At 66.4% G+C, this 24,025-nt stretch carries 23 protein-coding genes and 2 pseudogenes; 15 read left to right on the top strand and 10 right to left on the bottom strand.

Features of this window, described 5'->3' with window-relative positions; all coding sequences use genetic code 11:
• Positions 1-8 precede the first annotated feature (8 nt).
• The 6 genes from MKL11_RS07345 to MKL11_RS07370 are packed head-to-tail and all read left to right on the top strand — an operon-like array spanning position 9 to position 5,305.
• On the top strand, positions 9-890 hold the full coding sequence (locus MKL11_RS07345; protein ID WP_243941724.1) for a branched-chain amino acid ABC transporter permease: 882 nt from the start codon (positions 9-11) through the stop codon (positions 888-890).
• Positions 887-1,732 carry a branched-chain amino acid ABC transporter permease gene (locus tag MKL11_RS07350; protein WP_243941727.1) on the top strand — a complete coding sequence of 282 codons (846 nt, stop codon included), beginning with the start codon at positions 887-889 and terminating at the stop codon, positions 1,730-1,732. Before MKL11_RS07345 ends, MKL11_RS07350 begins: the two co-directional genes overlap by 4 nt.
• Positions 1,732-2,496: an ABC transporter ATP-binding protein gene (locus MKL11_RS07355; RefSeq protein WP_243941729.1), complete on the top strand. Its 765-nt coding sequence runs from the start codon at positions 1,732-1,734 to the stop codon at positions 2,494-2,496. Before MKL11_RS07350 ends, MKL11_RS07355 begins: the two co-directional genes overlap by 1 nt.
• A complete protein-coding gene (locus MKL11_RS07360) occupies positions 2,489-3,214 on the top strand; it encodes an ABC transporter ATP-binding protein (protein WP_243941731.1) in 726 nt (241 codons plus the stop codon). Before MKL11_RS07355 ends, MKL11_RS07360 begins: the two co-directional genes overlap by 8 nt.
• A gap of 58 nt (positions 3,215-3,272) precedes the next feature.
• Positions 3,273-4,142, top strand: a complete 870-nt coding sequence (locus MKL11_RS07365) for an ABC transporter substrate-binding protein (RefSeq protein WP_243941734.1) — start codon at positions 3,273-3,275, stop codon at positions 4,140-4,142.
• A 38-nt stretch (positions 4,143-4,180) separates the two neighbouring features.
• Positions 4,181-5,305 carry an LLM class flavin-dependent oxidoreductase gene (locus MKL11_RS07370; RefSeq protein WP_243941736.1) on the top strand — a complete coding sequence of 375 codons (1,125 nt, stop codon included), beginning with the start codon at positions 4,181-4,183 and terminating at the stop codon, positions 5,303-5,305.
• Positions 5,306-5,326: 21 nt separating this feature from the next.
• On the opposite strand, the gene MKL11_RS07375 is transcribed toward MKL11_RS07370, so the two are convergent.
• On the bottom strand, positions 5,327-6,703 hold the full coding sequence (locus tag MKL11_RS07375) for an LLM class flavin-dependent oxidoreductase (RefSeq protein WP_243941738.1): 1,377 nt from the start codon (positions 6,701-6,703) through the stop codon (positions 5,327-5,329).
• A gap of 235 nt (positions 6,704-6,938) precedes the next feature.
• Between MKL11_RS07375 and MKL11_RS07380 the strand changes: the two genes are divergently transcribed.
• The 6 genes from MKL11_RS07380 to MKL11_RS07405 are packed head-to-tail and all read left to right on the top strand — an operon-like array spanning position 6,939 to position 11,949.
• Positions 6,939-8,147: an ABC transporter substrate-binding protein gene (locus MKL11_RS07380; protein ID WP_243941740.1), complete on the top strand. Its 1,209-nt coding sequence runs from the start codon at positions 6,939-6,941 to the stop codon at positions 8,145-8,147.
• Positions 8,144-8,920 carry an ABC transporter ATP-binding protein gene (locus MKL11_RS07385; RefSeq protein ID WP_243941742.1) on the top strand — a complete coding sequence of 259 codons (777 nt, stop codon included), beginning with the start codon at positions 8,144-8,146 and terminating at the stop codon, positions 8,918-8,920. The genes MKL11_RS07380 and MKL11_RS07385 overlap by 4 nt, the downstream gene beginning before the upstream one ends.
• Entirely contained in the window at positions 8,917-9,645 is a 729-nt protein-coding gene (locus tag MKL11_RS07390) for an ABC transporter ATP-binding protein (RefSeq protein ID WP_243941744.1), read from the top strand. The genes MKL11_RS07385 and MKL11_RS07390 overlap by 4 nt, the downstream gene beginning before the upstream one ends.
• The gene (locus MKL11_RS07395) at positions 9,642-10,502 is read left to right on the top strand and encodes a branched-chain amino acid ABC transporter permease (protein WP_243941746.1); all 861 of its coding nucleotides are present in this window, start codon (positions 9,642-9,644) and stop codon (positions 10,500-10,502) included. The genes MKL11_RS07390 and MKL11_RS07395 overlap by 4 nt, the downstream gene beginning before the upstream one ends.
• Entirely contained in the window at positions 10,499-11,407 is a 909-nt protein-coding gene (locus MKL11_RS07400; protein WP_243941748.1) for a branched-chain amino acid ABC transporter permease, read from the top strand. Before MKL11_RS07395 ends, MKL11_RS07400 begins: the two co-directional genes overlap by 4 nt.
• Complete coding sequence (locus MKL11_RS07405) at positions 11,407-11,949, top strand: carboxymuconolactone decarboxylase family protein (protein WP_243941750.1); 543 nt, start codon at positions 11,407-11,409, stop codon at positions 11,947-11,949. The genes MKL11_RS07400 and MKL11_RS07405 overlap by 1 nt, the downstream gene beginning before the upstream one ends.
• Positions 11,950-12,223: 274 nt before the next feature.
• Here MKL11_RS07405 and MKL11_RS07410 read toward each other — a convergent pair whose 3' ends face one another.
• Positions 12,224-12,625: a RidA family protein gene (locus tag MKL11_RS07410; RefSeq protein ID WP_243941752.1), complete on the bottom strand. Its 402-nt coding sequence runs from the start codon at positions 12,623-12,625 to the stop codon at positions 12,224-12,226.
• Between the two features lie 170 nt (positions 12,626-12,795).
• On the opposite strand from MKL11_RS07410, the gene MKL11_RS07415 reads away from it, so the two are divergent.
• Positions 12,796-13,392 carry a TetR/AcrR family transcriptional regulator gene (locus MKL11_RS07415; protein WP_243941754.1) on the top strand — a complete coding sequence of 199 codons (597 nt, stop codon included), beginning with the start codon at positions 12,796-12,798 and terminating at the stop codon, positions 13,390-13,392.
• A gap of 519 nt (positions 13,393-13,911) precedes the next feature.
• Here the strand turns inward: MKL11_RS07415 and MKL11_RS07420 are convergent.
• The 3 genes and pseudogenes from MKL11_RS07420 to MKL11_RS07435 all read right to left on the bottom strand — a co-directional run.
• Positions 13,912-15,621, bottom strand: a complete 1,710-nt coding sequence (locus tag MKL11_RS07420; RefSeq protein WP_243941756.1) for an IlvD/Edd family dehydratase — start codon at positions 15,619-15,621, stop codon at positions 13,912-13,914.
• 26 nt (positions 15,622-15,647) lie between these two features.
• A pseudogene (locus MKL11_RS07430) lies at positions 15,648-16,570 on the bottom strand (NAD(P)-dependent oxidoreductase).
• A 46-nt stretch (positions 16,571-16,616) separates the two neighbouring features.
• Positions 16,617-17,498 (bottom strand): annotated as a pseudogene (locus MKL11_RS07435) (MurR/RpiR family transcriptional regulator); the annotation flags it as partial.
• A gap of 373 nt (positions 17,499-17,871) precedes the next feature.
• Between MKL11_RS07435 and MKL11_RS07440 the strand changes: the two are divergent.
• Both MKL11_RS07440 and MKL11_RS07445 read left to right on the top strand, forming a co-directional pair.
• Positions 17,872-19,203, top strand: coding sequence for an aspartate aminotransferase family protein (locus MKL11_RS07440; protein WP_243941759.1), 1,332 nt, complete (start codon positions 17,872-17,874; stop codon positions 19,201-19,203).
• A gap of 140 nt (positions 19,204-19,343) precedes the next feature.
• Positions 19,344-20,165: an amino acid ABC transporter substrate-binding protein gene (locus MKL11_RS07445; RefSeq protein ID WP_243941762.1), complete on the top strand. Its 822-nt coding sequence runs from the start codon at positions 19,344-19,346 to the stop codon at positions 20,163-20,165.
• Between the two features lie 78 nt (positions 20,166-20,243).
• Here MKL11_RS07445 and MKL11_RS07450 read toward each other — a convergent pair whose 3' ends face one another.
• From MKL11_RS07450 to MKL11_RS07470, 5 genes are all read right to left on the bottom strand, one after another.
• Complete coding sequence (locus MKL11_RS07450; RefSeq protein ID WP_243941863.1) at positions 20,244-21,122, bottom strand: amino acid ABC transporter substrate-binding protein; 879 nt, start codon at positions 21,120-21,122, stop codon at positions 20,244-20,246.
• Between the two features lie 116 nt (positions 21,123-21,238).
• A complete protein-coding gene (locus MKL11_RS07455) occupies positions 21,239-21,703 on the bottom strand; it encodes a RidA family protein (RefSeq protein WP_243941765.1) in 465 nt (154 codons plus the stop codon).
• A complete protein-coding gene (locus MKL11_RS07460) occupies positions 21,700-22,602 on the bottom strand; it encodes a PhzF family phenazine biosynthesis protein (protein WP_243941767.1) in 903 nt (300 codons plus the stop codon). Before MKL11_RS07460 ends, MKL11_RS07455 begins: the two co-directional genes overlap by 4 nt.
• A gap of 97 nt (positions 22,603-22,699) precedes the next feature.
• Complete coding sequence (locus MKL11_RS07465) at positions 22,700-23,590, bottom strand: helix-turn-helix domain-containing protein (protein WP_243941769.1); 891 nt, start codon at positions 23,588-23,590, stop codon at positions 22,700-22,702.
• Between the two features lie 61 nt (positions 23,591-23,651).
• The gene (locus tag MKL11_RS07470; protein WP_243941771.1) at positions 23,652-23,945 is read right to left on the bottom strand and encodes a hypothetical protein; all 294 of its coding nucleotides are present in this window, start codon (positions 23,943-23,945) and stop codon (positions 23,652-23,654) included.
• Positions 23,946-24,025 lie beyond the last annotated feature (80 nt).

The raw sequence follows: 24,025 nt of genomic DNA on the forward strand, positions 1-24,025 counted from the left end.
CCGGCATCATGATCCTTCAGCAATTGATCAACGGTCTCTCGCTCGGGGCTGTCTATGCCGTGTTCGCCGTGGGCTTCACCCTCGTGTTCGGTGTCCTCAACGTGCTGAACCTGTCGCAGGGCGCCGTCTTCATGTGGGGCGCCTATGTGGGCCTGGAGATGGTCCGTACCCTGCAGCTGCCCCTGCCGGCCGCCATGACGGTGGCGGTGATGGCGGCGGGCCTCCTCGGCGTCGTCACGGAATGGCTGGTGTTCCGCCCCCTGCAGCGGCGCGGCGCGCATCGCTGGATGGGCATGGTCGCCAGCCTCGCCTTCGCCCGGATCCTGATCGGGGCGGCGCAGGAGGTGTTCGGGACGCAGGTCATCCGCTACCCCGACGCCACCCTCGTCGATGCGACCCTCGTGGTCGGCGAGGCCCGTATCCAGGGCCTTCAGGTCGTCGCCCTCGGTGTCGCGCTGGCGATGGTTCTGGCGTTGGGGCTCCTCCTCAAGTTCACCAATTTCGGCCGGGCGATCCGCACGGTCGCCTTCAGCGAGACCGTCGCACGGCTCGTCGGCGCGCCTGTCGCCCGGGTGCGGGGGGCGACCTTCTTCCTCTCGGGCACCCTCGCCGGAGGGGCCGGCGTGCTGTGGTCGCTTCTGTTCCAGTCGGTCTCTCCCTTCATGGGCGACACGATCCTGCTGAAGGGTTTGACTGTCCTGATCCTCGGTGGCCTCGGCAACGTGGCGGGAGCCCTCGTCGGCGGTCTCCTCCTCGGGCTCGTGGAGGTTGGCAGCGTCGTGGCCGTCGGGTCGGGCTTTCGGGACGCCGTCGGCTTCGGCCTCGTCCTCCTCATCCTCCTCACGCGGCCCACGGGTCTCTTCGCCACCCGGGAGGCGAAGCGGGCATGAGCGACCTGTACGCGGCCTACGAGAACGTCATCGACCTCTGCCTGCTGAACGCCGTCCTAGCCTTCAGCTGCCTCCTCCTGTTGCGGGTCAACCTCCTCTCGCTGGCGACCGGCGGACTCATGGCGATCGGCGCCTATCTGTCGATCTGGCTGACCATGCGAGAGGGCTGGCCCTTCGGCCCGGCCCTGCTCGCAGCCACCGGTGCGGGGGCGCTGGCCGCCGCCGGGCTCGGCACCCTCGTCCTGCGCCTGCGCGGCGATTACTTCGCCATGGCGACCCTCGCCTTCACGGAGGTCGTCCGCATCCTGGCCTTAAACGCCGATCCGGTGACGGGTGGGGCGCTCGGAATCTTCGGCATCCCGAAATACACGCAGACTTGGCAGCTCCTGGCGCTCCTCGCGCTGGCGATCTACCTCGTCTGGGCGCTGCGCCGCTCGAGCCTCGGTGACAGGATGCGCGCCATCGCGGAGGATGAGCTCGCCGTCGCAGCTGCGGGACACGACGTCGCCCGCCTCCAGCTTGGCCTGTTTACGGCATCGGGGGCCATCGCCGGGCTCGGCGGGGCGCTAGCCGCGCATCTAAACCTGTTCGTCGCCCCCAGCGATTTCGGATTCCTGCGCTCCATGGATGCCGTGATCGCCCCCGTCCTCGGCGGGGTCTGGAACCTGTTCGGGGCGGTCGTCGGCGCCGCGATCCTGACCGTCCTGCCGGAGGTGCTGCGCTTCTCGGCCCAGCTGCGCGAGATCCTCATCGGCGCGGTGACGTTGCTCGCGGTCCTATTCCTGCCGACCGGGATCGCCTCCCTGCCCCGCCTCCTCCTCCGGCGCGGGAGGCTCGCCTGATGGACGCGCTCCTCGCTATCCGGGGCGTCTCCCGGCGGTTCGGAGGCGTGGCGGCGCTGGCCAACGTCTCCTTCGCGGTCCCGGCTGGGGCCATCGTCGGGGTGATCGGGCCCAACGGCTCCGGCAAGACGACCCTGATGAACCTCGTCAGCGGTGTCGATGCGCCGAGCGGCGGCGAAATCCTGTTCGAGGGGCGGCCCGTCCAGGGGCGCCCGGTACACCGCCTCGCCCGACTCGGGATCGCCCGGACGTTCCAGCACATCCGCCTCGTCCCGCAACTGACGGCTGCGGAGAACGTCGCCCTGGCGCTGCACGAGCCGGAGGCGAGCCTCGCCGACACCCTCCTGCGCCTGCCGCGCCTCTCCCACATCGAGGGGGAGCGCCGCCGGCAAGCGGTCTCTCTGCTGGAGCGGACAGGCCTCGACGGGGCCGCCGACCGGCCGGCGGGGGACCTCTCCTATGGCGACCGCCGCCGGGTCGAGATCGCCCGGGCGCTCGCCACACGGCCGCGCCTCCTCCTCCTCGACGAGCCGGCCGCGGGCATGAACGCCACCGAGAAGCGGGCCCTGCACGCCCTGATCGCGGGCTTCCGAGCCGATGGCATCACGACCGTTCTCGTGGAACACGACATGGATCTCGTCATGGGCGTCTGCGACCACCTCCATGTCCTGAATCAGGGCCGCGCGATCGCCTCCGGCCCCCCGGCCGCCGTGCGGCACGACCCCCTGGTCATCGAGGCCTATCTCGGGGCCGAGGATGCTTGAGATTCAGTCCCTGTCGGCGGGCTATGGCGGCCCACCGGTCCTTCACGGGATCTCTCTGGCCCTGCGGCCCGGGGAAATCGTCGCGGTGGTCGGCAGCAACGGGGCGGGGAAGACCACCCTCCTCAACACCGTCGCCGGCCTGCTCCGGCCCGTTTCCGGCCGCATCCTCCTCGACGGGAAGCCCATCGGGGGGCTGGCGACGGAACGAATCGTCCGGGCCGGTCTCTCCCTCGTCCCCGAGGGTCGTCAGGTCGTCGCGCCCCTGAGCGTCGAGGAGAATCTGCTGGTCGGCGCCTACGGGCGACGGGGCGGCGGCGCGCGCGAGACCCTGGCGGCGGTCTATGGGCGGTTCCCCCGGTTGAAGGAGCGCCGCCGCCAGGCGGCGGGCCTGTTGTCCGGCGGCGAGCAGCAGATGCTCGCGATCGGCCGCGCGCTGATGGCGGGGCCTCGGGTTCTCCTCCTGGACGAGCCGTCCATGGGGCTGGCGCCGCTGATCGTCTCGGAGATCTTCGCGCTGCTCGGCGACCTCCACGGCCGGGGAATCTCCGTGCTGCTCGTCGAACAGAACGCGCGCAAGGCGCTCGCCCTGGCCTCTCGCGGCTACGTTCTCGAAAGGGGACGGATCGTGCTGGAGGGGACCTCCGCCGAGCTGGCTTCCTCGCCGGCCGTCGTCGACGCCTATCTCGGCGCGAAGCCGCTGGAAGAGCAGGCCGCATGAGGATCGCCTGGCCCGGACGCCCCCCTTTCCATCCCCCCATGCCCGACCGGAGGCATCCATGACGGTCGTCGTCGGCGCCCACCCGCAGAACCCTTCTTTGTCGATCCTGGCGCGCCGGCAGGCTGCGGTGGCGGCGTTGCGCGAGAGGGGGCTCACCTTCTTCGTCTATGGCGCAGGATCCCAGACCATTCCCCTGATTCAGGCCGGAGTGCTGCATCTGGCCGGAACCGGTGCGACGCCGCCGATCCTGGCGAAGGCCGCCGGCCTCTCGACGGCCGTCTTCGCCGTGGGTGAGCCGCGCCCGGAGCGCGGCGGCCTGCTGGTCGCCGAAGACTCGGCGATCACATCCCTCGCTGACCTCAAGGGTCGGGGCATCGGGCTGATGCCGGTGTCGTGGCACACGCAGTTCCTTGCGGCGGAACTCGATGCGGCGGGCCTCGCGTGGCGCGATGTGCGGGCGGCCGAGATCCTGCCGGCGACCGCCAAGGACGCCTTCCTCGCCGGATATCTGGATGCGATCGTCGCCACCGAGCCGCTGTACTCGCAGATCGCGGCGGCCCGGCCGGTCCGCATCCTGGCGAAGCCCGGCGAGTTTTTTTCCAATCGCACGGTCTTTTGGGGGGCGACCGAGATTCTGCGCACGCGGCGCGAGGCCGTGCGGACGCTGAGCGAGGCTCTGATCGCCTCCGACGCGGCCACGCGGGCGGACCCCGAGGAGGCCGCCCGCCTCCTCGACGGCGTCAACGGCCACTCGGCGGCGCAATGGCTCCCCGCGCTGACCGGGCGCCCCTGGGGCCTCGCCGCGCCCGGCCCGGATTTCCTGGCCGAGCAGCAGGCCCACGCCGACCTCTTCGCCCGGTTCGGTCTGATCCCCCACCGTCTCGACGTGACCGACACCGTCGATCCAAGCCATGCCCCCGCGGCCTGACGGCTGCCGCCGATCCCCCCGGAGCAGGAAACGCCCCCATGGAAGTTCTCTGGTATCTGACCGGCCCCGACGGCCGCTATCCCTGGCGGCCGGACGGCGCGCGAGCGCTGAACTACGCCTACTTTCAGCAGCTCGCCCGGGCGGTCGATCACCTCGGCTACACGGGGGCGCTGCTGGCGACCGGCTCCCACGACGCCTGGATCCAGGGGGCCTCGCTGATCCCCTATACCGACCAGTTTCAACACCTCATCGCCGCGCACCCGCCGATGATCTCGCCGACGTTGCTCGCTAAGATGATCACGACCTTCGATCAGTTCTCGAAGGGCCGGCTGCGGGTGAACATCGTCAACGGCGACGCCAAGCTGATGGCGCAACACGGCGTCCATCTCAGCCACGACGAGCGCTACGCCTACACCGACGAGTTCCTCACCGTTCTCACCGGATTGCTGCGCGGAGAGACCGTGACGTTCAAGGGCCGGTACATCCACGTGGTGGAGGCCGGCATCCCCGTGCCGCCGACGCAGGCGCGCATCCCCCTCTGGTTCGGCGGATCCTCCCCCGCCGCCCACGAGGTCGCGGCCAAGCACATCGACACCTACCTCTCCTGGGGCGAGACACCTGATCAGTCCGAGGCCAAGATCCGCGAGGTCAGGACGCTGGCCCGGCAATACGGACGCGAGGACAAGATCCGCTTCGGCATCCGCCTCTACGTCATCGTGCGCGAGACCGAGGAGGCGGCCTGGGCGGCGGCCCAAGACCTTTACGATCACATGGACGAGGCGGCGGTGGCCGGCGCGCAGGCCTATGTCGCCGGCATCGACTCCATCGGCCAGCAGCGCATGTCCGCGCTCCATGGCGGGCGCAAGCCGAAGGACCTGCGCGACCTCGAGATCGCCCCGAACCTTTGGTCGGCCATCGGCCTAGTCAGGCACGGCCCAGGCACCGCCCTCGTCGGCAGCGCGAAACAGGTCCTGTCCCGCATCCAGGATTATCGGGATGCCGGCAACGACGTGCTGATCGTGTCGGGAATGCCGCTCCTGGAGGAGGCCTACCGGTTCGGCGAGCTGATCCTGCCGCATCTCGACGTCGACCGGCAGGCCGCCTCCGGCGTCACCTCAGCCTTCACCAAGGACCGCGATGCGGCTTGGCGCGCGCGGGCGTGAGGCCGCGCCACCACCGCGCCGTCACCGGGCGCCCCTACGATAGCGGGCCCCCTCATGCGTCGGGCCCAGCCACGGCGACCGGCCGGGAAAAAGCTTCTCCCGCAGAGTGCCCTCGCCATAGGCGGCCTTGAAGACGCCCCGGTTCTGCAACTCGGGGACGACAAGATCGACGATTGCGTCGAGGGACTCCGGCATAACAGTGCGCACGAGGTTGAACCCGTCGACGTCGGTCTCCGCCACCCAGGCGAGGAGTTCGTCCACGACCTCGACCGGAGAGCCGACGATCACGGGGGCCCGCGCCCCGGCGGGGGTGAAATCGAGGAGATCACGCACCCGCGTCGGCTGGGCGGCGTCGCCGGCGAGATGCTTCACCGTCGACTGGATAGCGTTCGTTTTGACGAATGGCAGGGGATCGTCCAACCCAAGGGCGGCGAGATCGATCCCCGTCCAGCCGGACACCAGCGCGAGCTGGCCGGCGGTGTCGAGGTAGCCGCGGTACTCGTCGCGCAGGTCCCGGGCCTCCGCCGCCGTTGGGGCGACGATCAGCGTGGCGCCGAGGAAGGTGAGGATGTCGTGGGGGTCGCGCCCGGCCGCCCCCGCCGCCTCGCGCACGCCCCGGACGGCCTTGGCGGCGGCCGCCTTGTTCGGCCCGTTGAGGAAGACGCATTCCGCGTGGCGCCCGGCGAAGCTGGAGCCCCGCGATGAGGTCCCCGCCTGATAGAGCACCGGCGTGCGCTGCGGGGACGGCTCGGCGAGATGCCGCCCGTCCACCTTGTAGTAGGGCCCGTCGTGCCGGATGCGATGCACCCTATCGGGGTGGGAGAAGATTCCGGCCTCTCGATCGCGGACGACGGCGCCGTCCTCCCACGACCCCTCCCACAGCTTGTACACGGCGGCCATGAAGTCCTCGGCCGCCTCGTATCGCTCGTCATGAGCGCGCGAGGTCGCGAAGCCCATGCCCCGAGCGCCGCTGTCGAGGTAGCCCGTGACGATGTTCCAGCCGACGCGGCCGTCCGTGAGATGGTCGAGGGTGCCGAACCGACGGGCGAACTGGAACGGGTGCTCGTAGGTGAGGTTCGCCGTGACGCCGAACCCGATATGGCGGGTCACGTGCGCCATGGCCGAGACGGCGAGCACCGGGTCCGCGCTGGGGGCCTGCGCCCCCGCCCGCAGCGCCGCCTCCGGGTTTCCACCGTAGACGTCGTAGATTCCGAAGACGTCGGCGATGAAGATACCGTCGAGGAATCCGCGCTCTGCTGTCTGGGCGAGGTCGGTCCAATACTGAAGCCGGTTGTACGAGGACTGATCGTCTCGGGGATGGCGCCACAAGCCTGCCCAGTTGTGGGACGGAGCCGCCATCTGGAAGGTGTTGAGGCGAACTTCACGTTGCGAGGTCATCCGCTTCCGTCCGTCCTCTTGATCCGGCGTACCCCTTTGTTTGAACCCCCTTGCCCGCCCAAGTCAAATTTCGTTCGGAAAAAAGAACGATCCGATTGACCGGTCTGGGGGACGACAGTATGGCTCGAACCGTCAAGCCTCGCCGTCACGCCCGGGGGAATCGGTCCGGCGGGAGGCCTCTGGACGCGTCGTCGCCCGTGTGACCGCGCGCCCTTCCAGCCATCGGGGATCGACCGTGCGCCTCTGCACCCTTCGCCTTCTCGCGGCCCTTGGCCTGGCGTTGAGCGCCACCGTCCCCGAAATCGCGATGGCGGCCGACGCGACGACGCGGATCGGCCTGCTCGCCCCGCTCTCGGGCACCGGCGGTCCCTATGGCCGAGAGGAGGAGCGCGGCGCCCGCGCGGCTTTGGACGTCGTGAACGCGGCGGGCGGCGTGCTCGGCCATAAACTCGAACTCGTCGTCGCCGACGACGAGAGCGTCCCGACCTCGGGCGTCGCGGTGGCGCGCAAGCTGATCGACGTCGATGGCGTCTCGGCCATCGCCGGGGTGTGGAGCAGCGCGGTGGCGCTGGCCGTCCGGCCGGTGGCGATCGAGAAGGGCATCGCGCTCCTCGTCAACGGCTCCGCCGACGAGATCACGCAGGGCGACACCAAGGGACTCGTCTGGCGGTTCCAGACCACCGGCAAGGCCTGGGGTACGGCGTTCGCCCACGTGGTCAGGAAAGACGGGGCCAAGACGGCCTCGCTCCTTGTGCTGCAGACGCCCTTCACACTCTCGACCGTCCAGCCCTTCGTCGACGCCTTCAAGGCAGACGGGGGTAAAATCCTCGACGTGGTCAGTTTCAACCCGAACCAACCCTCCTACCGCACGGAGGTTGAGAAGGTCTTCGCCAAGGAGCCGGATGCGGTCTTCGTGGCCAGCTACATTCCGGAGTTCAGCGCCGTCGTGAAGGAGGCGTTCCGTTCGGGTTACACGAGCAAGCTCTACACCTTCAGCCATGCCGCCGACAGCCAGGGCGCCTTCGTGCGCAACGTCGGCAAGGAGGCGGCCGAGGGCGTGAACCACGTCCAAGCGGTGCCGGTCGGCGATGCCGGTGCCTACAAGATCTACCTCAAGGCCACGAACCAGCCGGAGGGGACCATCGTGCCCTTCGGTGCGAACGTCTTCGACGAGGTCGTCGTCCTCGCCCTCGCGATAGAGAAGGCCAAGAGCGACAAGGCGGCCGACTTCATCAAGGTCATCGCCTCGGTCGCCAACGAGCCGGGCCCGAACGTATCCGATCCGGCGGAGGCCCTGAAGCTGGCCCGCAACGGTAAGCCGTTCCGCTACAGCGGCGCCGCCGCCGACTTCAAGTTCACGCCGAACGGCGACCAGACCGACCTCGACTACGGCCATTTCCGCGTCAGTGACGGCGTGAGCCGCCGCGTCGGCACGACGCGGTGAGCGAAGCGCCGACGGCATTGCTGGAGGCTGTCGGCGTCGGCGTCCGCTTCGGTGGCTTCACGGCGCTCGACGGAGTGGACCTCGCGGTCCGGGCGGGGTCGATCACCGGCCTCGTCGGACCGAACGGCGCGGGCAAGTCCACGCTGTTCGACGTGCTCGCCGGCCGGCGGCGGCCCCAGGTGGGTGCCGTGCGGCTGCTGGGCCGCCCCGTGACGCGGATGCCCGCCCACCGCCGGGCGCGCCTCGGCCTGACGCGGACCTTCCAGATCTCCCGGGAACTCGGCGGCCTCACGGTGCTGGAGAACCTGCTCCTCGCCGCGCCCCGTCAGCCGGGGGAGGCGATCTGGAACGTGTTCGCCCGCCCCGGCCTCGTCCGGCGCGCCGAGGAGGCGGCCCTGGTGCGGGCGGACGCGCTCCTCGCTCGGGTCGGCCTGCGCCGACTTGCCGACCAGCCGGCCGACGCCCTCTCCGGCGGCCAGAAGAAGCTCCTCGAACTCTGCCGTGCGCTGATGCTGGAGCCGCGCGTGGTGCTGCTTGACGAGCCGGCCGCGGGGGTCAACCCGGTCCTCGTCGGCGAGATCGCGGACTTCATCCGCCTGCTGCGCGACGAGGGGCTGACCTTCGCGATCGTGGAGCACAACATGGATCTCATCGCCGCCCTGTGCGACCCGATCTACGTGCTGGCCGAGGGCCGGGTGCTCCGCCAGGGGCGCTTCGCCGAGATCGCGGCGGACGACGCGGTAGCGCAGGCTTATCTCGGGGGCGCGGCGTGAGCGCCCTCGACGTCCAGGGCATCGAAGCCGGCTATGGGGCCCGCAGCATCCTCCACGGGGTCGACCTCACGGTAGGGGACCGCGGCAGCCTCACCGTCGTCGGGCCAAACGGGTCCGGCAAGTCAACTCTGATGAAGGTCGTCGTCGGCCTCATCCGCCCTTCGCGGGGCCGCATCCGGCTCCTCGGCGAGGATGTGACAGGGCTCGGCGCCCCCGCCCGCGCCCGGCGCGGTGTCGGCTACGTGCCTCAGGAGGCCAACGTCTTCCGCAACATGAGCGTGCGCGAGAACCTGAAGCTCGGCTTCGAATTCATCCCGTCGCGGCAGCCCAGCGGTTTCGCTGGCCGGCTGGAGGCCATGCTGGACCTCTTCCCCGAACTGGCGGACAGGCTCGGGACGCTGGCGGGCCATCTCAGTGGCGGGCAGCGCCAGATGGTGGCGATGGCCGCCGCCCTCATGCCCGCGCCCGCCCTGCTCGCCCTCGACGAGCCCTCAGCCGGGCTGTCGCCTCGCAACGCCGGGCTTTTGTTCGCCGCGATTGCGCGGATCGTCGAGTCGGGCGTCGCCGTCTTCATGATCGAGCAGAACACCCGCCTCGGCCTCGGCGCGGTCGAGGACGGTCTGGTGCTCGTCGCCGGTCAGGTTCGGGCCCGTGCCCCGGCGCAGGCGCTGCTGGCCGACCCGGAGATGCGCCGGCTCTACCTCGGGGCCGAGGCGACCCCATGATCCAGCTTGTCTTCAACGGCCTCGTCACCGGCCTCCTGATCGCGCTTCCCGCCCTCGCCCTCGCCCTAACATTCAGCGTGCTCCGCTTCGCGAACTACGCCATCGGCGCCATGCTGACGGTGGGGGCCTACGCCGCGTTCGGGTTCAACACCCTCGCCGGCTGGCCGCTTCCGCTGGCGACATTGGGCGGGATGGCCGCCGGGGCGCTGGTCGCGGTCGGCGTCAACGAACTCGTCTACGAGCGCCTTCGTGGGTGCTCGGGGGTCACGCTACTCGTCGCTTCCATCGGCGTCGCGCTGGCGCTAGAGAACGTCGTCCGGTTCATCGCCGGCAACTCCCCCCGGGGCTACGCGGTGGCGCTCGCCCGGCCGCTTCGCCTGTTCGGCCTGCGCATCAATTTCGAGCAGATCACCACCCTCTTCGCCGTCGTGGCGGTCCTCGCGGGCATCTGGGTGCTGTTCCGCTTCACCCGGATCGGTCGCGCCATGCGGGCCGTGGCCGATAACCCGGACCTCGCCGCCGTGCGGGGCATCGGGCGGCGGGGCGTCGTGACGGTGGTCTGGGCGCTGTCCGGCGCGCTCGCGGCTCTCGCCGGGGTGCTGATCGGTCTCGACGCGACCCTCGATCCGCAGATGGGCTGGACCTACACCCTACCGGTGTTCACCGCGGCGATCCTGGGGGGCCTCGCAAGCCCGATGGCGGCGGTTGCGGGCGCTCTGGTGCTCGGGGTGGCCGAGGAGCTCGCCACCACCGTGCTCGCCCCGCAATACCGCAACATTGTGGCGTTCCTGGTGATGGCCGTGATCCTCCTCGTCCGCCCGTCCGGGCTGTTCGGCGCAAGGTGGCTGACGCGATGACCGCCTACCTCATCGCCACCCTGGCGCTGGTTGCCATCAGCACGATCGCGGGCCTCGCCCTCAACTTGCAATGGGGCCTGGGCGGCTTGGTCAATTTCGGCCTGTTCGGCTTCGTCATGCTCGGCGCCTACACCTGCGGGCTCTTGAACGTCGCGGGCTGGCCGCCGCTCCTCGCCATGGCGGCCGCCATCCTCGTGACCGGGCTCGCCAGCGCGACCGTCAGCCTGATCTCGATCAGGCTGTCCGACGACTACCTCGCCATCGTGTCCCTCGGCTTCGCGGAGAGCCTGCGGCTGTTCATCAGCTACGAGGAGTGGCTCACCCGCGGGACGCTCGGCGTGCCGGGTATCATGCGCCCTTTCGCCGGCTGGGTCCCACCCTCGGCGGCCGACGCGGTGTTCCTCGCCTTCGCCGTCGTCTGCCTCGCCATTGTCTATACCGTGTTCGAGATCCTGGCCCGGTCGCCCTTCGGCCGGACGCTTCGGGCCACCCGGGAGGACCCGATGGTCGCCGAGGCGCTCGGCAAGAACGTGCTGTGGCTGCGCCTGCGGGCTTTCGGCCTCGGCGGCGCGGCGCTCGGCATCGCGGGCAGCCTGCACGCGTTCAACTACACCTACATCGACCCGACCCAGTTCGGCCCGGTGATCACGGCCTACGCCTTTATGGCGGTGATCATCGGGGGGCGCGGCAGCAACACCGGCGTCCTACTCGCGGGCTTCACCGTGGTCCTGCTCCTCGAAGGGAGCCGCTTTCTCATCGACGCATTCGGCCTGCTGGATGGCGCCCAACTGGCGGCCTTGCGCCTCTTCCTGGTTGGGGTCGCCCTGGTCACGATTCTGATCTTTAAGCCGAACGGCTTCGTGCGTGAGTACCGCCTGATATCCCCGACGAAGGAGCGATCCTGATGGCCCGCGTGACGATGAAGACCCTCGACGACCTCCCGGCCGTGCTGCACCCGCTTTGGGACAAGATGACGAGCTACGGCGAGTTCGCGGACCAAGCCGGCGTGATGGCGCAGCGCCTGCCGATCTTCCAGCACACCTGGGCGATGCTCACCCAGCTCTCCGACGAGGCGGTGTTGCCGAAGCGCTATCTCGAACTCGCAATCGTGACCGTCTCGCTCCTCAACAAATGCGAGTACTGTGTCGCTCATCACGCGCCGAAGCTCGCGGTGCAGGGCGTGACAGAGGCCGGTGCGGAGCGCCTCCTCGACTACGGGGACCACCCCGAGCTCGACGATGTCGACAAGCTCGTGGTGGAGTACAGCATCGCAGTCACGAACAATTGGAGCCGGACGCGAGACGAGATCTTCACCCGCATCCGGCAGCATTTCAGTGAGCCGCAACTCGTCGAGCTGACATGGCGGATTGCGCTTTGTGGCGCCTTCAATCGCTTCAACGACATCCTTCAGGTCGATGTCGCCGAGGCCTCAATCGCGGCGGAGTAAGTCAGGCGCGAGGCCGCCCCTGGCAGCGGGTTGTCGTTGCTTGCAGCCAAGAACAATTCGGCGGCAAGGTATGGACTGATCCTAAGTCGATGTTCCCGGGGTTCGACTGTGTTTTTCGGTCGTGTTGACCGCCGCCGAGCACTGGCTCAGCAGCAGACGGTGTGAAGCCAGCGCCGTGTCGGTCCTCGATCGGCCTGTCTGCTGATTCAGCGGCCTGCCCTATATGCGGAAGGGCCGCTTTGGGCCATGTGCTGTCGGCGCTGATAGCCCTGGGTCACGTCGCAGTCATGGGGATGCGTGCGATGACCTTGATCTCGAAGTCGAAGCCTGCAAGCCACGTCACCCCAACAGCCGTCCAGTTTGGGTAAGGCGGCGCTCCGATCTCAGCGTTACGCACGGCCATAATCGTCTCAAACTGCGCCTGTGGGTCGGTGTGGAAGGTCGTGACGTCAACGACGTCGTCGAAGGTGCACCCGGCCGCTGTCAGCACGCCGCGCAGATTGGCGAAGGCGCGTCGAACTTGAGCTTCGAAGTTGGGTTCGGGGGAGCCGTCCTCTCGACTGCCGACCTGTCCCGAGACAAATAGCAAGTCGCCCGAACGGATCGCGGCTGAGTAGCGATGCGCATCGTACAGGGCATGACGAGCGGCGGGCGTGACGGCGTCGCGCTTAGGCATGATCACATCCTTCTCGTGTATCGGGTTGGGCAAACGCAGCGTCGATATGCGTCGCCGTTCGAGACGTTCCCCTTCTGAGCGACAGGTTAATATACGCCTCGTATGTCAGCGGATGCTCCACATACGTCACGTATGTCAACTGGCTCGATAGCGCACTGGAGGAAAGGCACATGGCCACGGGACGGCGGGCCGAGACGATGGCCGAGACGCGAGACAAGCTTCTGGGGGCCGCGCGTCGGGCGTTCGCAACCCAAGGCTACGCGGCGGCGTCCATGGATGATCTCACTGCCTCAGTCGGCCTGACGCGCGGCGCGCTCTATCACAACTTCGGGGACAAGAAGGGACTGCTCTGGGCCGTAATCGCGCAGATCGACGACGAAATGGCCGAGCGGTTGCGCAGGGTCCGCGAACGAGCGCCGAACACGTGGCAAGGCCTCCTCGACGACGGGACGGCCTACATCGAGATGGCGGTTGAGCCCGAAATACAGCGCATCATGCTGCTCGACGGCCCCGCCGTTCTCGGTGATCCTTCTAAGTGGCCGGGCGAGAACGCGTGCCTGCAAATCACGATGCGCACCATCCGGTCGCTGATCGACGAGGGCGTCGTGCACGCCCTCGACGTCGAGGCGGCGGGGCGTCTCTTGAATGGTGCGGCATTGAGTGCGGCGCTCTGGGTCGCCGCTTCCGATGATCCATCCGCGGTCCGCGACAAGGCCGTCACCGCGTTCCGGCGGTTAGCGAGTGGGTTGCTGGGCGATCAGGTCTGAGGATCACAGAAAGCCGCAGACGCGCTGAACGTGACGAGCTGACATGCTCTAACAACCGCATTTGGGAGGGTCGGGCACAGGGTTGAACGGCTCAATCGGGTCGCAAGCCGCGCGTCCGCTTTTCCAGCAGCCTCGCTCCGAAGCGGACTGGCAGCAATCGGCCAAACCCTGCCATTCCAGACCGCGGCTTCGCGCCATGAGCAGACATCAACCCACCGCCTGGCAGCGGACATTCAGGTCCAGGTAATCATCCGTCCGGTGTCGACCCTTCTCTGAAGTTCGGAAGGTCCGCTTGCAGGCAACCTGATGCCCCGCCGCGACCGATCCTGATCAAAGGCACTGCACAGCGGCGTTCCACACGGATCTAAAATGTCGGTCTTTTTGGCGTTCCAAACTTCGCAGACACCTTTTGGAACGGCTCGGCCGAGATTGTAGACCGTCCCACAGGAGCAGGCCCTATCGGAACGACGTACGTCACAACCAAGCACTGTGGAGGGGCTTAGCTTGATATGCGAAGCTTTACCCACCGCTCGGTGCGCTTTTACCTATGAGGAAATCGAAGTCGCAGCCCTCAGGAGCCTGAGTGACGGTGCGGCGGTAGAGCGCCTTGTAGCCCCGGGTCGGGGCCGGCGGCGGTCGGTGGTCCGTGATCCGACGAGCAATCTCATCATTCTCGACCAGCAGGTCGATCCGCTTGTCCCGGATCGATAGGCGGATCCTGTCGCCGTCGCGCACCGCCGCGAGCGGGCCGCCGATCGCGGCTTCGGGGGCGATGTGCAGAACGATCGACCCGAAGGCGGTGCCGGACATTCGCGCGTCGGAAATGCGCACCATGTCCTTCACCCCCGCCCGGGCGAGTTTCTTCGGAATGGGCAGATAGCCGGCCTCCGGCATCCCGGCAGCGTGCGGGCCGGCATTCTGCAGCACCAGTACGTCGCCTGGGCCCACGTCGAGCTCGGGATCGTCGATCCGCCGGCTCAGGTCCTCGAGGCCGGTGAAAACCACCGCACGCCCCTCGGACTCGAAAAGGTTCGGCGTCGCGGCAGCGCGCTTAAAAATCGCCCCCTCGGGGGCGAGGTTGCCGGTGAGCGCCACCAGCCCGCCGACCGGCGAGACCGGATTGTCGAAGGCCCGGATAACCGAGCGGTCGACCCAGCCGGGCGGCTCATCCAGGCGTTCGGCCAGGGTACGGCCCTCCACATCGACGGTGCCGAGATGCAGGAGCGGGCGCAGTTCACGCAGCAGCGCACCCATGCCGCCGGCGGCATGGAAATCCTCCATGTAGCCCTCGCCCACCGGCTTCAGGTCGACCAGCACCGGCGTCTCGTCCGAGATCTGGTTGAAGCGCTCGTATGAGATCCGAATGCCTATCCGACCCGCGATGGCCGTGAGGTGCACGATGGCGTTGGTAGATCCGGACACCGCCATCAGGGCCCGGATCGCGTTCTCCACGGATTCCCGGGTGATGACCTGGGCTGGGGTGATCTTGGTCTGGATCAGGCGCACCGCGGCCCGTCCCGTCTCTTCGGCGGCGACCAGCCGGTCGGAATGCACCGCCGGGATCGCGGCCGTGCCCGGCAACGACATGCCGAGCGCCTCGGCGATGCACGCCATGGTCGAGGCGGTGCCCATCACCGCACAGGTGCCGGCCGTGACGGAGAGCCGGCCTTCGACTTCGGCGATCTCGTCTGCATCCACTGTCCCGGCCCGGTACTTGGCCCAGAAGCCCCGGCAATCCGTGCAGGCGCCGAGCCGCTGGCCCCGATGGCGTCCGGTGGACATCGGGCCGGTCACGACCTGGATCGCCGGCAGACCCGCAGAGGCCGCGCCCATGAGCTGGGCCGGGACCGTCTTGTCACAGCCGCCGATCAGCACGACCGCATCCATCGGCTGGGCCTGGATCATCTCCTCCGTGTCCATGGCCATCAGGTTGCGGTACATCATACTGGTCGGACTAAGGAAAACTTCGCCCAGCGACACGGTTGGGAATGGCCGCGGCAGGGCCCCAGCGGCCAGCACCCCCCGCGAGACGGCCTCCACCAGCTCGGGCATGCTGCGATGACAGTTGTTGAACCCGGACGGCGTCATGGCGATGCCGACCACCGGCTTGTCAAGCAGCGTCCGCGAGATCCCCATTGAGCGGGCGAAGGAGCGGCGCAGGTAGCGGGCGAAGTCGCGGTCGCCGTAATTGGTTAGGCCCCGGTCGAGGCCATGCGGTTCATCGGTCATCTGGGTACCTCGATCCTTAATCAGGGTCAGGGGCAGGCGGGGTGGCTGCGGTAGCGAACGTCGAGGAGATCCTCAAAGACGCGGACCATCCCGCCCTTGTCCTTGTCGCCGTGACCGCTAAGCAGCGCGGCCTGATAAGTCGCAGTAGCCGCAGCGAGGACGGGCATTGGCACACACAGGTTTGCCGAGATGCCTGCACCGCTCACCAGGTCCTTGTAGGCGTGTGCCATCGAGTAGCCGTCGAAGAAGTGCCCCTGAAGTATGCGCGGAATGAAGAATTCGGACGCGTGGCTCCGGCCCGTACCGAGTTAACGACCTCCGCCACCAGGTCAGAATTGAGACCTAGCTTCGCGGACATCGGCAAGATCTCAGCGAGCGCAGCAGCGTTGATATCGAACAACAGCTGATTTATGAGCTTGATGAGTTGGCCGCTACCGCTCGGCCCAGCGTAGACAATTTTGTTCCCGATCAAGTCGAGATGTTTTCGGACCGACTCGAACACGTTGGGATCGCCCCCGCACATCACCGTCAACGTTCCATCGGCGGCCCGCGCCGCCATCCCGGACACGGGAGCATCGAGGAAATGGACGCGCAGGTTAGCGAGCCTTCCGGCGAGTTCGAGGGCCTGCGCGTAGGCGATCGTGCTGGTGTCAACGATGACGGTGTCTGGCCTCAGCCGCTCGGCCTGGCCGTCGGGGCCGAATAGGACAGCTTCAACCGCATCCCCGTCTGGAAGGCACAGAAAGATTACGTGCGCCTCGGCCACGTCGGAGAGGCGCGTGGTCGTCCGGGCTCCCCAGCGCTCGAACTCGGCGAGCTGCTCAGGTTTCCGCGCGCCGACGACGAGGCCGCCCGGGACTCGCAGCAGGTTCATCGCCATCGGCCGGCCCATCTGGCCCAGTCCTATAAATCCCGCTTCCCGCATGCTCGATTTCCCCTCTAGACCCATCTGGTGTCGCTTCGGCCATGCTCGTCTTGGCTCTCGCCCCCAAGCGTGGCCGTCGACCAGCGGATCGCGGCTGCAGGTGGATGCCGAGGCTCGCGAGATGTCCGTCGGTCCGCTGGAGCGCGGCCACCGTCTCCTCGCCGTCCGCTTCAGACACGAGAGCGGCGAGGATCTCGGCGACCACGAAGGCCGGCGACATCGCGTGGAACGGCGCGGGGCTTTCGGTCGGCGCTGTGACGACGTACCGAGCGAGGCGGGCGAGAGGCGATACGATGCTGTCTGTGATGGCTACGACCGGGATGCCGCGCGAGGCAGCGTGTTCCGCCAGTTCGACCGTCGCACGCGTGTATGGGAGCGCCGTCGCGGCCAGCAGCACATCGTCCGCCGTGGCCCGCCCCAACGCGTCAGGCCCCGTCCCCCCCGGGCCATCGAGCAGGATGCTGCGCTCCCCGACGAGCGTCATGATGTAGTGGAAATGCCAAGCGATCGGATGCATCGAGCGCAGGCTGACGCAGTAGACCCGCCTCGCACCCGCCAGCAGTTCCGCCGCAGCGACCAAGCTCGCGAGCGTCTCCGGTTTCGCTAGGCTCGCGACCTGCGCGGCGAGCGATGCGATCATGGCAGCGGCAAGGGATTTCGCGCCTTTCTGGCCCGGTCCGACGGCACGCGCCTTGCCGGCGAAACCAGAACCACCCGTCCGCAGAGTCTCAGCATGGGCCTCACGGATACGGTCGTACCCATCCAGACCGAGATGCTTCGCGAAGCGTGTCATCGTGGCTGGTTGGACGCCTGCCCGCCGCGCCTGTTCGCGCATCGTCAGGAGCGCGACGTCGCTGGGGTGGTCCAAGACGTACTGAGCCGCGACACGGAACTGCTCCGAGAGCGCGCCGTAGTCGGCGACGATCCTGTCCCTAAGCGCCTCCTGGCTCATACTAACCCCTTACCCTTTGAAAGATGATGTTGCAACGCATGGATCATATTGGTACACGATGAAACAATGAGATCATCTCGGATGCCGAGTGCCTCGGCGAGCAACTGCGCCCGGCTCGGCAGGAGCATAGACCGCTAAGGCGCTCAAACGGGATGAGGGCGATCATGTCGGAGAAACCAATACAGCCTCGACGGTAGGTCCCTCTGACCTGGTTGCTGCTGCAAGCCAAGCGCCTGCCTCCGCGGCTTCCGGGCTCGATACCGGACGGCTTGTTCGCCGGACCGGTCCCAAACACCGCCGACGTCCATCGGTGGTCGGCAGCCGAAAACAACGCGCTCTTTAAGCTCGCAACAACTTTGAAGGACGAAGGCGTATGACGCACATCCTGCATCGCACAATCGGCGCTCGGCTGCCGACCGCTGTCGGGGGCGGCGGCGTCGAACTCTACGACGCAGATGGCCGCTCCTACATCGACGCTTCCGGTGGGGCAGCGGTGTCTTGCCTGGGCCATGGCCATCCCGACGTGGTTGCAGCGCTCCATGCCCAAGCCGACAAGCTCGCCTACGCCCACACCAGCTTCTTCACCAGCGATGCGGCTGAGGCTTTGGCCGACCGCCTAGTCACAGGCGCGCCCGACGGTATCAGCCACGTTTATTTCACCTCTGGCGGCTCGGAGGCTGTCGAGGCCGCGCTAAAGATGGCGCGCCAGTACTTCGTAGAGATCGGCCAGCCAAACCGCAGCCGGATCATCGCCCGCCGCCAAAGCTATCACGGCAACACCCTCGGTGCCTTGGCTACAGGTGGTAATGCGTGGCGCCGTGCTCCGTTCGCGCCGCTGCTGGTTGAAACCCATCACATCGACCCCTGCTTCGCCTACCGGTACCAGGAAGTGAGCGAGAGCGACGACGCCTACGCGGCACGCGCCGCTGGAGCGCTGGAGGATAAAATCCTCGAGCTCGGCCCAGAGACAGTGATGGCCTTCGTAGCCGAGCCGGTTGTGGGTGCAACCGCAGGCGCCGTGCCGCCCGTGGCTGATTATTTCAAGCAGATCCGTGCGATTTGCGATCGTTACGGCATTCTACTGATCCTCGACGAGGTGATGTGCGGCATGGGTCGCACCGGCACGCTCCACGCTTGCGAACAGGATGGCGTCGCGCCCGACCTAATGACGATCGCCAAAGGCTTAGGCGGGGGCTACCAGCCAATTGGTGCGACCCTGCTGAGTGGTCGTATCTTCGAGGCGTTCGCTGCAGGTTCGGGGTCGTTCCAGCACGGCCACACCTACATCTGCCACCCGATGGCATGCGCGGCAGCTCTCGCAGTGCAGGAGGTAGTCGCTCGCGACCGGCTCCTCGACAACGTTCAGGTCATGGGCGCGCATCTGCGGCGGCGGCTGACTGAACGTTTCGGCAATCACCCGCACGTCGGTGACATTCGCGGTCGCGGGTTGTTCGTTGGCGTGGAACTGGTGGCGGACCGCAGCACCAAGGAGCCGTTCGATCCCGACCTGAAGCTTAATGCGCGGGTCAAGCGCGCCGCGATGGAACGGGGGCTCGCGGTCTACCCGGCCGGCGGCACAATTGATGGCGCCCGAGGCGACCATGTTCTGCTGGCCCCGCCCTTCATCATCGACGCGATGACGGTCGACACGGTCGTCGAACGCCTTGGCGACGCCATCGACGCTGCCCTCCCCACCGCCGCTTGAACAGGGGCCGCCGCGGCCGGTGGAGCTGGGGCAAATCTCATAAAAGGAAGAAGACGATGCGGAACTTGGCTTGGACGACCGTGACTGGGGCGTTGATCCTCAGTTTATGGCCGCACCCATCAGCGAGGGCAGAGGAACTCATGGGTACGCTCAAGAAGGCGAAAGAGTCTGGTACGTTTACGGTCGGATACCGGGAAGCGTCCGTCCCATTCTCCTATCTAGATGGCGCGCAGAAGCCGACCGGCTTCGCGGTGGACCTGTGCGCCCGAGTAGTCGATGCCGTCAAAGCCAAGATTGGCGCATCCGATCTCAAGGTCGCGTTCAATCCGGTCAATTCGGCGACTCGTATGCCACTTGTTGCGAACGGCACCGTCGACATCGAGTGTGGTTCGACGGCAAATCAACTTGCCCGCCAGAAGCAGGTGGCGTTCTCGGTCTCCACCTTCGTGCCGCAGTTCAGGTGGCTGGTGCGCACTGCAGAAAACATCCATTCCACGACTGATCTCAAGGGAAAGACGGTAGCCGTAACGTCAGGGACTAACACGGCTCAGTTCGCGAATAAGCTTAATCAGAACGAGAACCTTGGACTTACCATTATGTCCGCTAAAGATCACGCCGAGTCGTTTCTCTTAGTCGAAACCGGGCGCGCCGCAGCATTCATAGAAGACGACATCAACTTGGCTGGCTTACGGGCAAATACAAAGGACCCTAGCAAGCTGACGATCCTCGACCAAGCTTACCCATCCGATGTCTACGCCCTCATGATTCGACGCGACGACCCACAATTCAAGGCGCTCGTCGATGAAACTCTAACCGATTTGATGAAGTCCGGCGCGTACGAAAAGCTGTACGCTAAGTGGTTCGAGAGCCCTATCCCCCCAAGAGGAGCAAATCTTGAATTTCCTATGTCGAGCAAGCTCAAGGAACTTATTAAAAATCCTTCGGACAAGCCGAATGAATAATCACCTCAAACGATATCATTCACCAACTAGGACTGAGTTGACAGTCCCGGATCTGGATGTCGCGCAATTGAGTGGTGATCAATAGGCGCTTGGGTCGAAGCTATCGGTCGGACTCGCAAAAGCTTTCCGCAGTGCAGCGCTCATCGGAAGCCCCAAGTTAATCCCTCTCGGCGGGATCGGCTTCGTGAACCACTTGTCGTATAACACCTGTCCTTCGGGACCGGCGTAGAGCTTGGCTGTTGCGGCGTCAGCCACGGCTTTGAATGGGGCGTCATCCTTGCGCAGCATGACGGCGTAGGGCTCTGGTTTCGATAAGGCTTCCGACGATATTTCGAAGGCAGCGGGATCCCTGGCTGCGGCTACCAAAGAGGCCAGCAGCACATCGTCCATCACAAAGGCCACTGCCCGCCCGTTCTGGACCATCAGGAACGCCTCTGCATGGTCGACGGCGGGTAGGATGGTCAGACCGAGGTTGCGCGCGATGTTGGCTTCGTTGATCTGGCGTAGGTTAATCGTGCCAGAGGTCGAGACCACAGTCTTGCCCTGCAGGTCATCGATGGTGTGCAGACCGGTACTCTTCTTCGACACGTAGCGCGTCGCGGTCAGGAAGTCGGTATTGGTGAACGAAACTTGGTTGCGGCGTTCGAACGTGTTCGTTGTCGAACCGCATTCAAGGTCGATGGTGCCATTTGCGATCAGTGGGATGCGCGTTGCCGACGTCACCCCGTTGAGCCGGACGTCAAGCTTGGCAAGCCCAAGCCGCTCCTTTACCGCATCAACGATACGATAGCAGATCTCAAGCGCATAGCCGACTGGCTTCTGATCCCCGTCCAGGTAGGAAAATGGCACCGAAGCGTCCCGGAACCCAAGCGTGATGACGCCCGTATCCTTCACCTTCTTGAGTGTGCCTGTGAGTTCTTCTGCTGAGAGTGAGGGAGAAGCTAACGCGAACGTCATCGTCGCGGCGACGGCCGCGTTCTTCAGGGCATACATCGTCGATGTCCTTTTCCGTTTCTAGGTCGCTCCGATTGTCTGGCCGACACGGGCGTCCCCTGCAGGGAGCCACGACAAGGTCATGCCAGCTCGAAGACTCCCTCGACCTCGACGGGCACGCCACGCGGCAGGGCGTTGGTCCCGGCCGTCGTACGCGCGTGGCGGCCATCTTCGCCGAGGGCGAGCACCATGAGGTCCGAGGCGCCGTCTAGCACCCGCGCCTGCTGTATGAAGTCGCCCGTGCAGCGGACGAACCCACCTAGCCGGAGGCAGCGTACTCGAAGGGGTTCGCCTTTGAGGGCAACGTCGACTTGGGCGAGAACGTTCAGTGCGCATAGACGCGCCGCGGCCTGCGCCTCCTCGATCGTGATGCCCTCGCCGACGATGCCGCAATACTGGGGTTCGCCATCCTGTACAGGGGTCTGCCCAGCTACGAAAAGCAGCGGGCCGGCACGCGTGAATGGCACGTAGTTGGCGGCAGGCATTGTCGGTCGCGGTAATGCCAGCCCGGCCGCCGCCAAGCGAGCTAGGATCGCGCCGTTCACTTGAAGGATCCTTCATTGGCGGAGCCGCGCTCGTCCTCGGGGGCGACTTCGCCTCCAAGCAAGCAGCCGAGGGCGCGGTCACCCGCGAAGCCGATACGAACCGAGATTTCCGAGAGATGGCCCATGGCGCGGCCTTGGTGGATTAGGATGCGGCGATCGTCGGGCTCGACGGTTCCATCGTGCAGGAGACCGAACGCCAGCGCCGCCGCGGCGATGCCGGTTGCAGCGTCCTCCGGGTAGCCGGATGAGCGTGGGAACTGCCGCGCCTCAAACGTGCGCCCCGGCCCGTCTACGACTGCGTAAGGATAGAGGCCCGTCGAGCCGATGGCCCGACACGCGGCTTCGACCGCCGCAGGGTCGGGGGCGAGAGCGTGCAGGCCCTCCGGCCAGCGTATCGGTATGAGGGTCTTCACACGCGAGGTGGCGGCGTTGTGCACCGGTAGATCGGCGAGAGCATCGCGGCTGATGCCCAGGGCGGCGCAGACGGTGTCGACACGCTCCGATGCGAGCGGCACGACCCGTCCGGTTGGCTGGGTGATCTCAACGCGCCACGATCCGTCGTCGTGGGCCTGGACGAAGCCGGTGACGGTACCGCTCACTGTTGCAATTCGCACCGGCGCACTCGCCAACCGCCCGCGGCGGGCTAACACCCAGAGGGTGCCGATGGTGGCGTGGGCGCACATCTCCATCTCGTGGTTTGGCACGAAGAAGCGGAACCGGAGGTCGTGTGTGTCGTCCTCAGGCGGTAGCACGAACCCACTCTCGTGGCGGTACCGCCGAGCGATGTCCTGCATCGCGCCTGCGTCTAAGGTGCCGGCGTCCGCCACGACGGGGCAAGGATTGCCCCCCGCGCCACCGCAGGTAAAGACGCGTACGACTTCGACTTCGACATCGCTCATGACTGAGATACCCAACCCGCAGCGCGCAGGACCTCGGCCGCGCCGTCATCGGAGATCATTGTAGGAAACAAGGACCGCCCGCGCGGCCGGGTGGGCCTTACTTCTTGACCGAGTGGGCCACGAGAGCTCGTGAGGATGCCCGAATTCCCGTAGCTGCCTGACCGTCTCGCCGACGCAGGGCGCGGGACAAGGCTGAGCCGCTCTCGAACCCGACCCGGGACGCGATCTCGTCGACGGGTAAGTCCGTAGCTCTTAGCATGTCCTTGGCGGCGTCGAGACGCTTGGCCCGGTGAAACGCGCCGACCGACAAGCCGACTTCGGCGTGGAACAGGCGGGTCAGGTGGCGGCGTGAGACATCCAGGCGCTCAGCTAGCAGGTCGAGCGGGACGTCCTGATCCAGACGCGCAGCGATTATAGCTCTCGCCTGACGGATCAGGGCCTTGCCGTGTCCGTGTCGGGATGCCGAGGGGAGAGGTCGGCCCTGCTCGATGGCTGCTAGGCATCGGATGAGTAATGCGGCTGAGAGGTGGGCGCGGACAGCCGCGGAGCCTAACGTATCACCTGTGCCGTCGAGACAGAGGGCGCGAAGCGTACGGATCTCGGGGGTGACGGGGAACATACCGCTCGTCCGAATGGAGGTTCGGACGCGGCTTAACGAACCGAGGCTCGCTTCGATGCGTCGGAGCGCGTTTTCTTTAACGTAAGCGACTATGTGAGCTTGATTATCTCGAAGAGTGCTCGTGTCGTGAGCATGCGAGGCAGGAACGACGGCGAAGCGGTCTTCAGATACCCAGACGCCTTCGCGCCGAGCCTCGTGTTTGAGGCGGAAAGCACCTAGGCTGGGCAACAGCAGCATAAGGCCGTCATGCCAATGCCATGGCTTGGTGTAACCGGAGCCACCGCCGGCAAGGGTCATATGTCCGTCGTCGTCGGCGATGAGCGACGCGGCCGGGGTAATTTGCCTTAGAAGGTCGAGCGACCTGAGCATGATTTGATCTTACGCGAATACCGCGACCGAGTTCCAGCGCAGCCGTTCTACAGAGCTTGCCCTAGTGGAACGCAACGGTAGGTAGCACAACCGCACGCGTCGGAAATTCGATCGCTTTGCCGACGGAACCCATGCGCCGTTTGGCAAGCTCTGGAATGGCCTTCATTCTGTCGGGAAAGCGTGTCAGCATTTCAAGCTTCGGTAAAACGCTGCGAACGGAAACATCGGTTTTGATCCACCTCATGCCAGGAAGTGGACGGACGGCTTTCGGCCATCGTTGGGCGCCGCACAGCGTCCACGCAAACGACGCAGAAGGTTGGATCCCGCCGGTCTTCTTTCGGGCAAAATGCAGCAAGAACAGACATCAAACTGCAAGATCAAACATCTCTTAGTTGACCGAACCAAATTGGTGATCGCTCGATGTAAGCAGCGGCA

It is taken from the genome of Methylobacterium sp. J-077, from assembly GCF_022829365.1.
In the GTDB taxonomy this organism is placed as follows: Bacteria; Pseudomonadota; Alphaproteobacteria; order Rhizobiales; family Beijerinckiaceae; genus Methylobacterium.

Bases quoted from the DNA above. Each gene is read 5' to 3' on its own strand.
- MKL11_RS07345 (WP_243941724.1), top strand. From the start codon at position 9: ATGATCCTTCAGCAATTGATCAACGGTCTCTCGCTCGGGGCTGTCTAT.
- MKL11_RS07350 (WP_243941727.1), top strand. From the start codon at position 887: ATGAGCGACCTGTACGCGGCCTACGAGAACGTCATCGACCTCTGCCTG.
- MKL11_RS07355 (WP_243941729.1), top strand. From the start codon at position 1,732: ATGGACGCGCTCCTCGCTATCCGGGGCGTCTCCCGGCGGTTCGGAGGC.
- MKL11_RS07360 (WP_243941731.1), top strand. From the start codon at position 2,489: ATGCTTGAGATTCAGTCCCTGTCGGCGGGCTATGGCGGCCCACCGGTC.
- MKL11_RS07365 (WP_243941734.1), top strand. From the start codon at position 3,273: ATGACGGTCGTCGTCGGCGCCCACCCGCAGAACCCTTCTTTGTCGATC.
- MKL11_RS07370 (WP_243941736.1), top strand. From the start codon at position 4,181: ATGGAAGTTCTCTGGTATCTGACCGGCCCCGACGGCCGCTATCCCTGG.
- MKL11_RS07375 (WP_243941738.1), bottom strand. From the start codon at position 6,703: ATGACCTCGCAACGTGAAGTTCGCCTCAACACCTTCCAGATGGCGGCT.
- MKL11_RS07395 (WP_243941746.1), top strand. From the start codon at position 9,642: ATGATCCAGCTTGTCTTCAACGGCCTCGTCACCGGCCTCCTGATCGCG.
- MKL11_RS07400 (WP_243941748.1), top strand. From the start codon at position 10,499: ATGACCGCCTACCTCATCGCCACCCTGGCGCTGGTTGCCATCAGCACG.
- MKL11_RS07405 (WP_243941750.1), top strand. From the start codon at position 11,407: ATGGCCCGCGTGACGATGAAGACCCTCGACGACCTCCCGGCCGTGCTG.
- MKL11_RS07410 (WP_243941752.1), bottom strand. From the start codon at position 12,625: ATGCCTAAGCGCGACGCCGTCACGCCCGCCGCTCGTCATGCCCTGTAC.
- MKL11_RS07415 (WP_243941754.1), top strand. From the start codon at position 12,796: ATGGCCACGGGACGGCGGGCCGAGACGATGGCCGAGACGCGAGACAAG.
- MKL11_RS07420 (WP_243941756.1), bottom strand. From the start codon at position 15,621: ATGACCGATGAACCGCATGGCCTCGACCGGGGCCTAACCAATTACGGC.
- MKL11_RS07440 (WP_243941759.1), top strand. From the start codon at position 17,872: ATGACGCACATCCTGCATCGCACAATCGGCGCTCGGCTGCCGACCGCT.
- MKL11_RS07445 (WP_243941762.1), top strand. From the start codon at position 19,344: ATGGGTACGCTCAAGAAGGCGAAAGAGTCTGGTACGTTTACGGTCGGA.
- MKL11_RS07450 (WP_243941863.1), bottom strand. From the start codon at position 21,122: ATGACGTTCGCGTTAGCTTCTCCCTCACTCTCAGCAGAAGAACTCACA.
- MKL11_RS07460 (WP_243941767.1), bottom strand. From the start codon at position 22,602: ATGAGCGATGTCGAAGTCGAAGTCGTACGCGTCTTTACCTGCGGTGGC.
- MKL11_RS07465 (WP_243941769.1), bottom strand. From the start codon at position 23,590: ATGCTCAGGTCGCTCGACCTTCTAAGGCAAATTACCCCGGCCGCGTCG.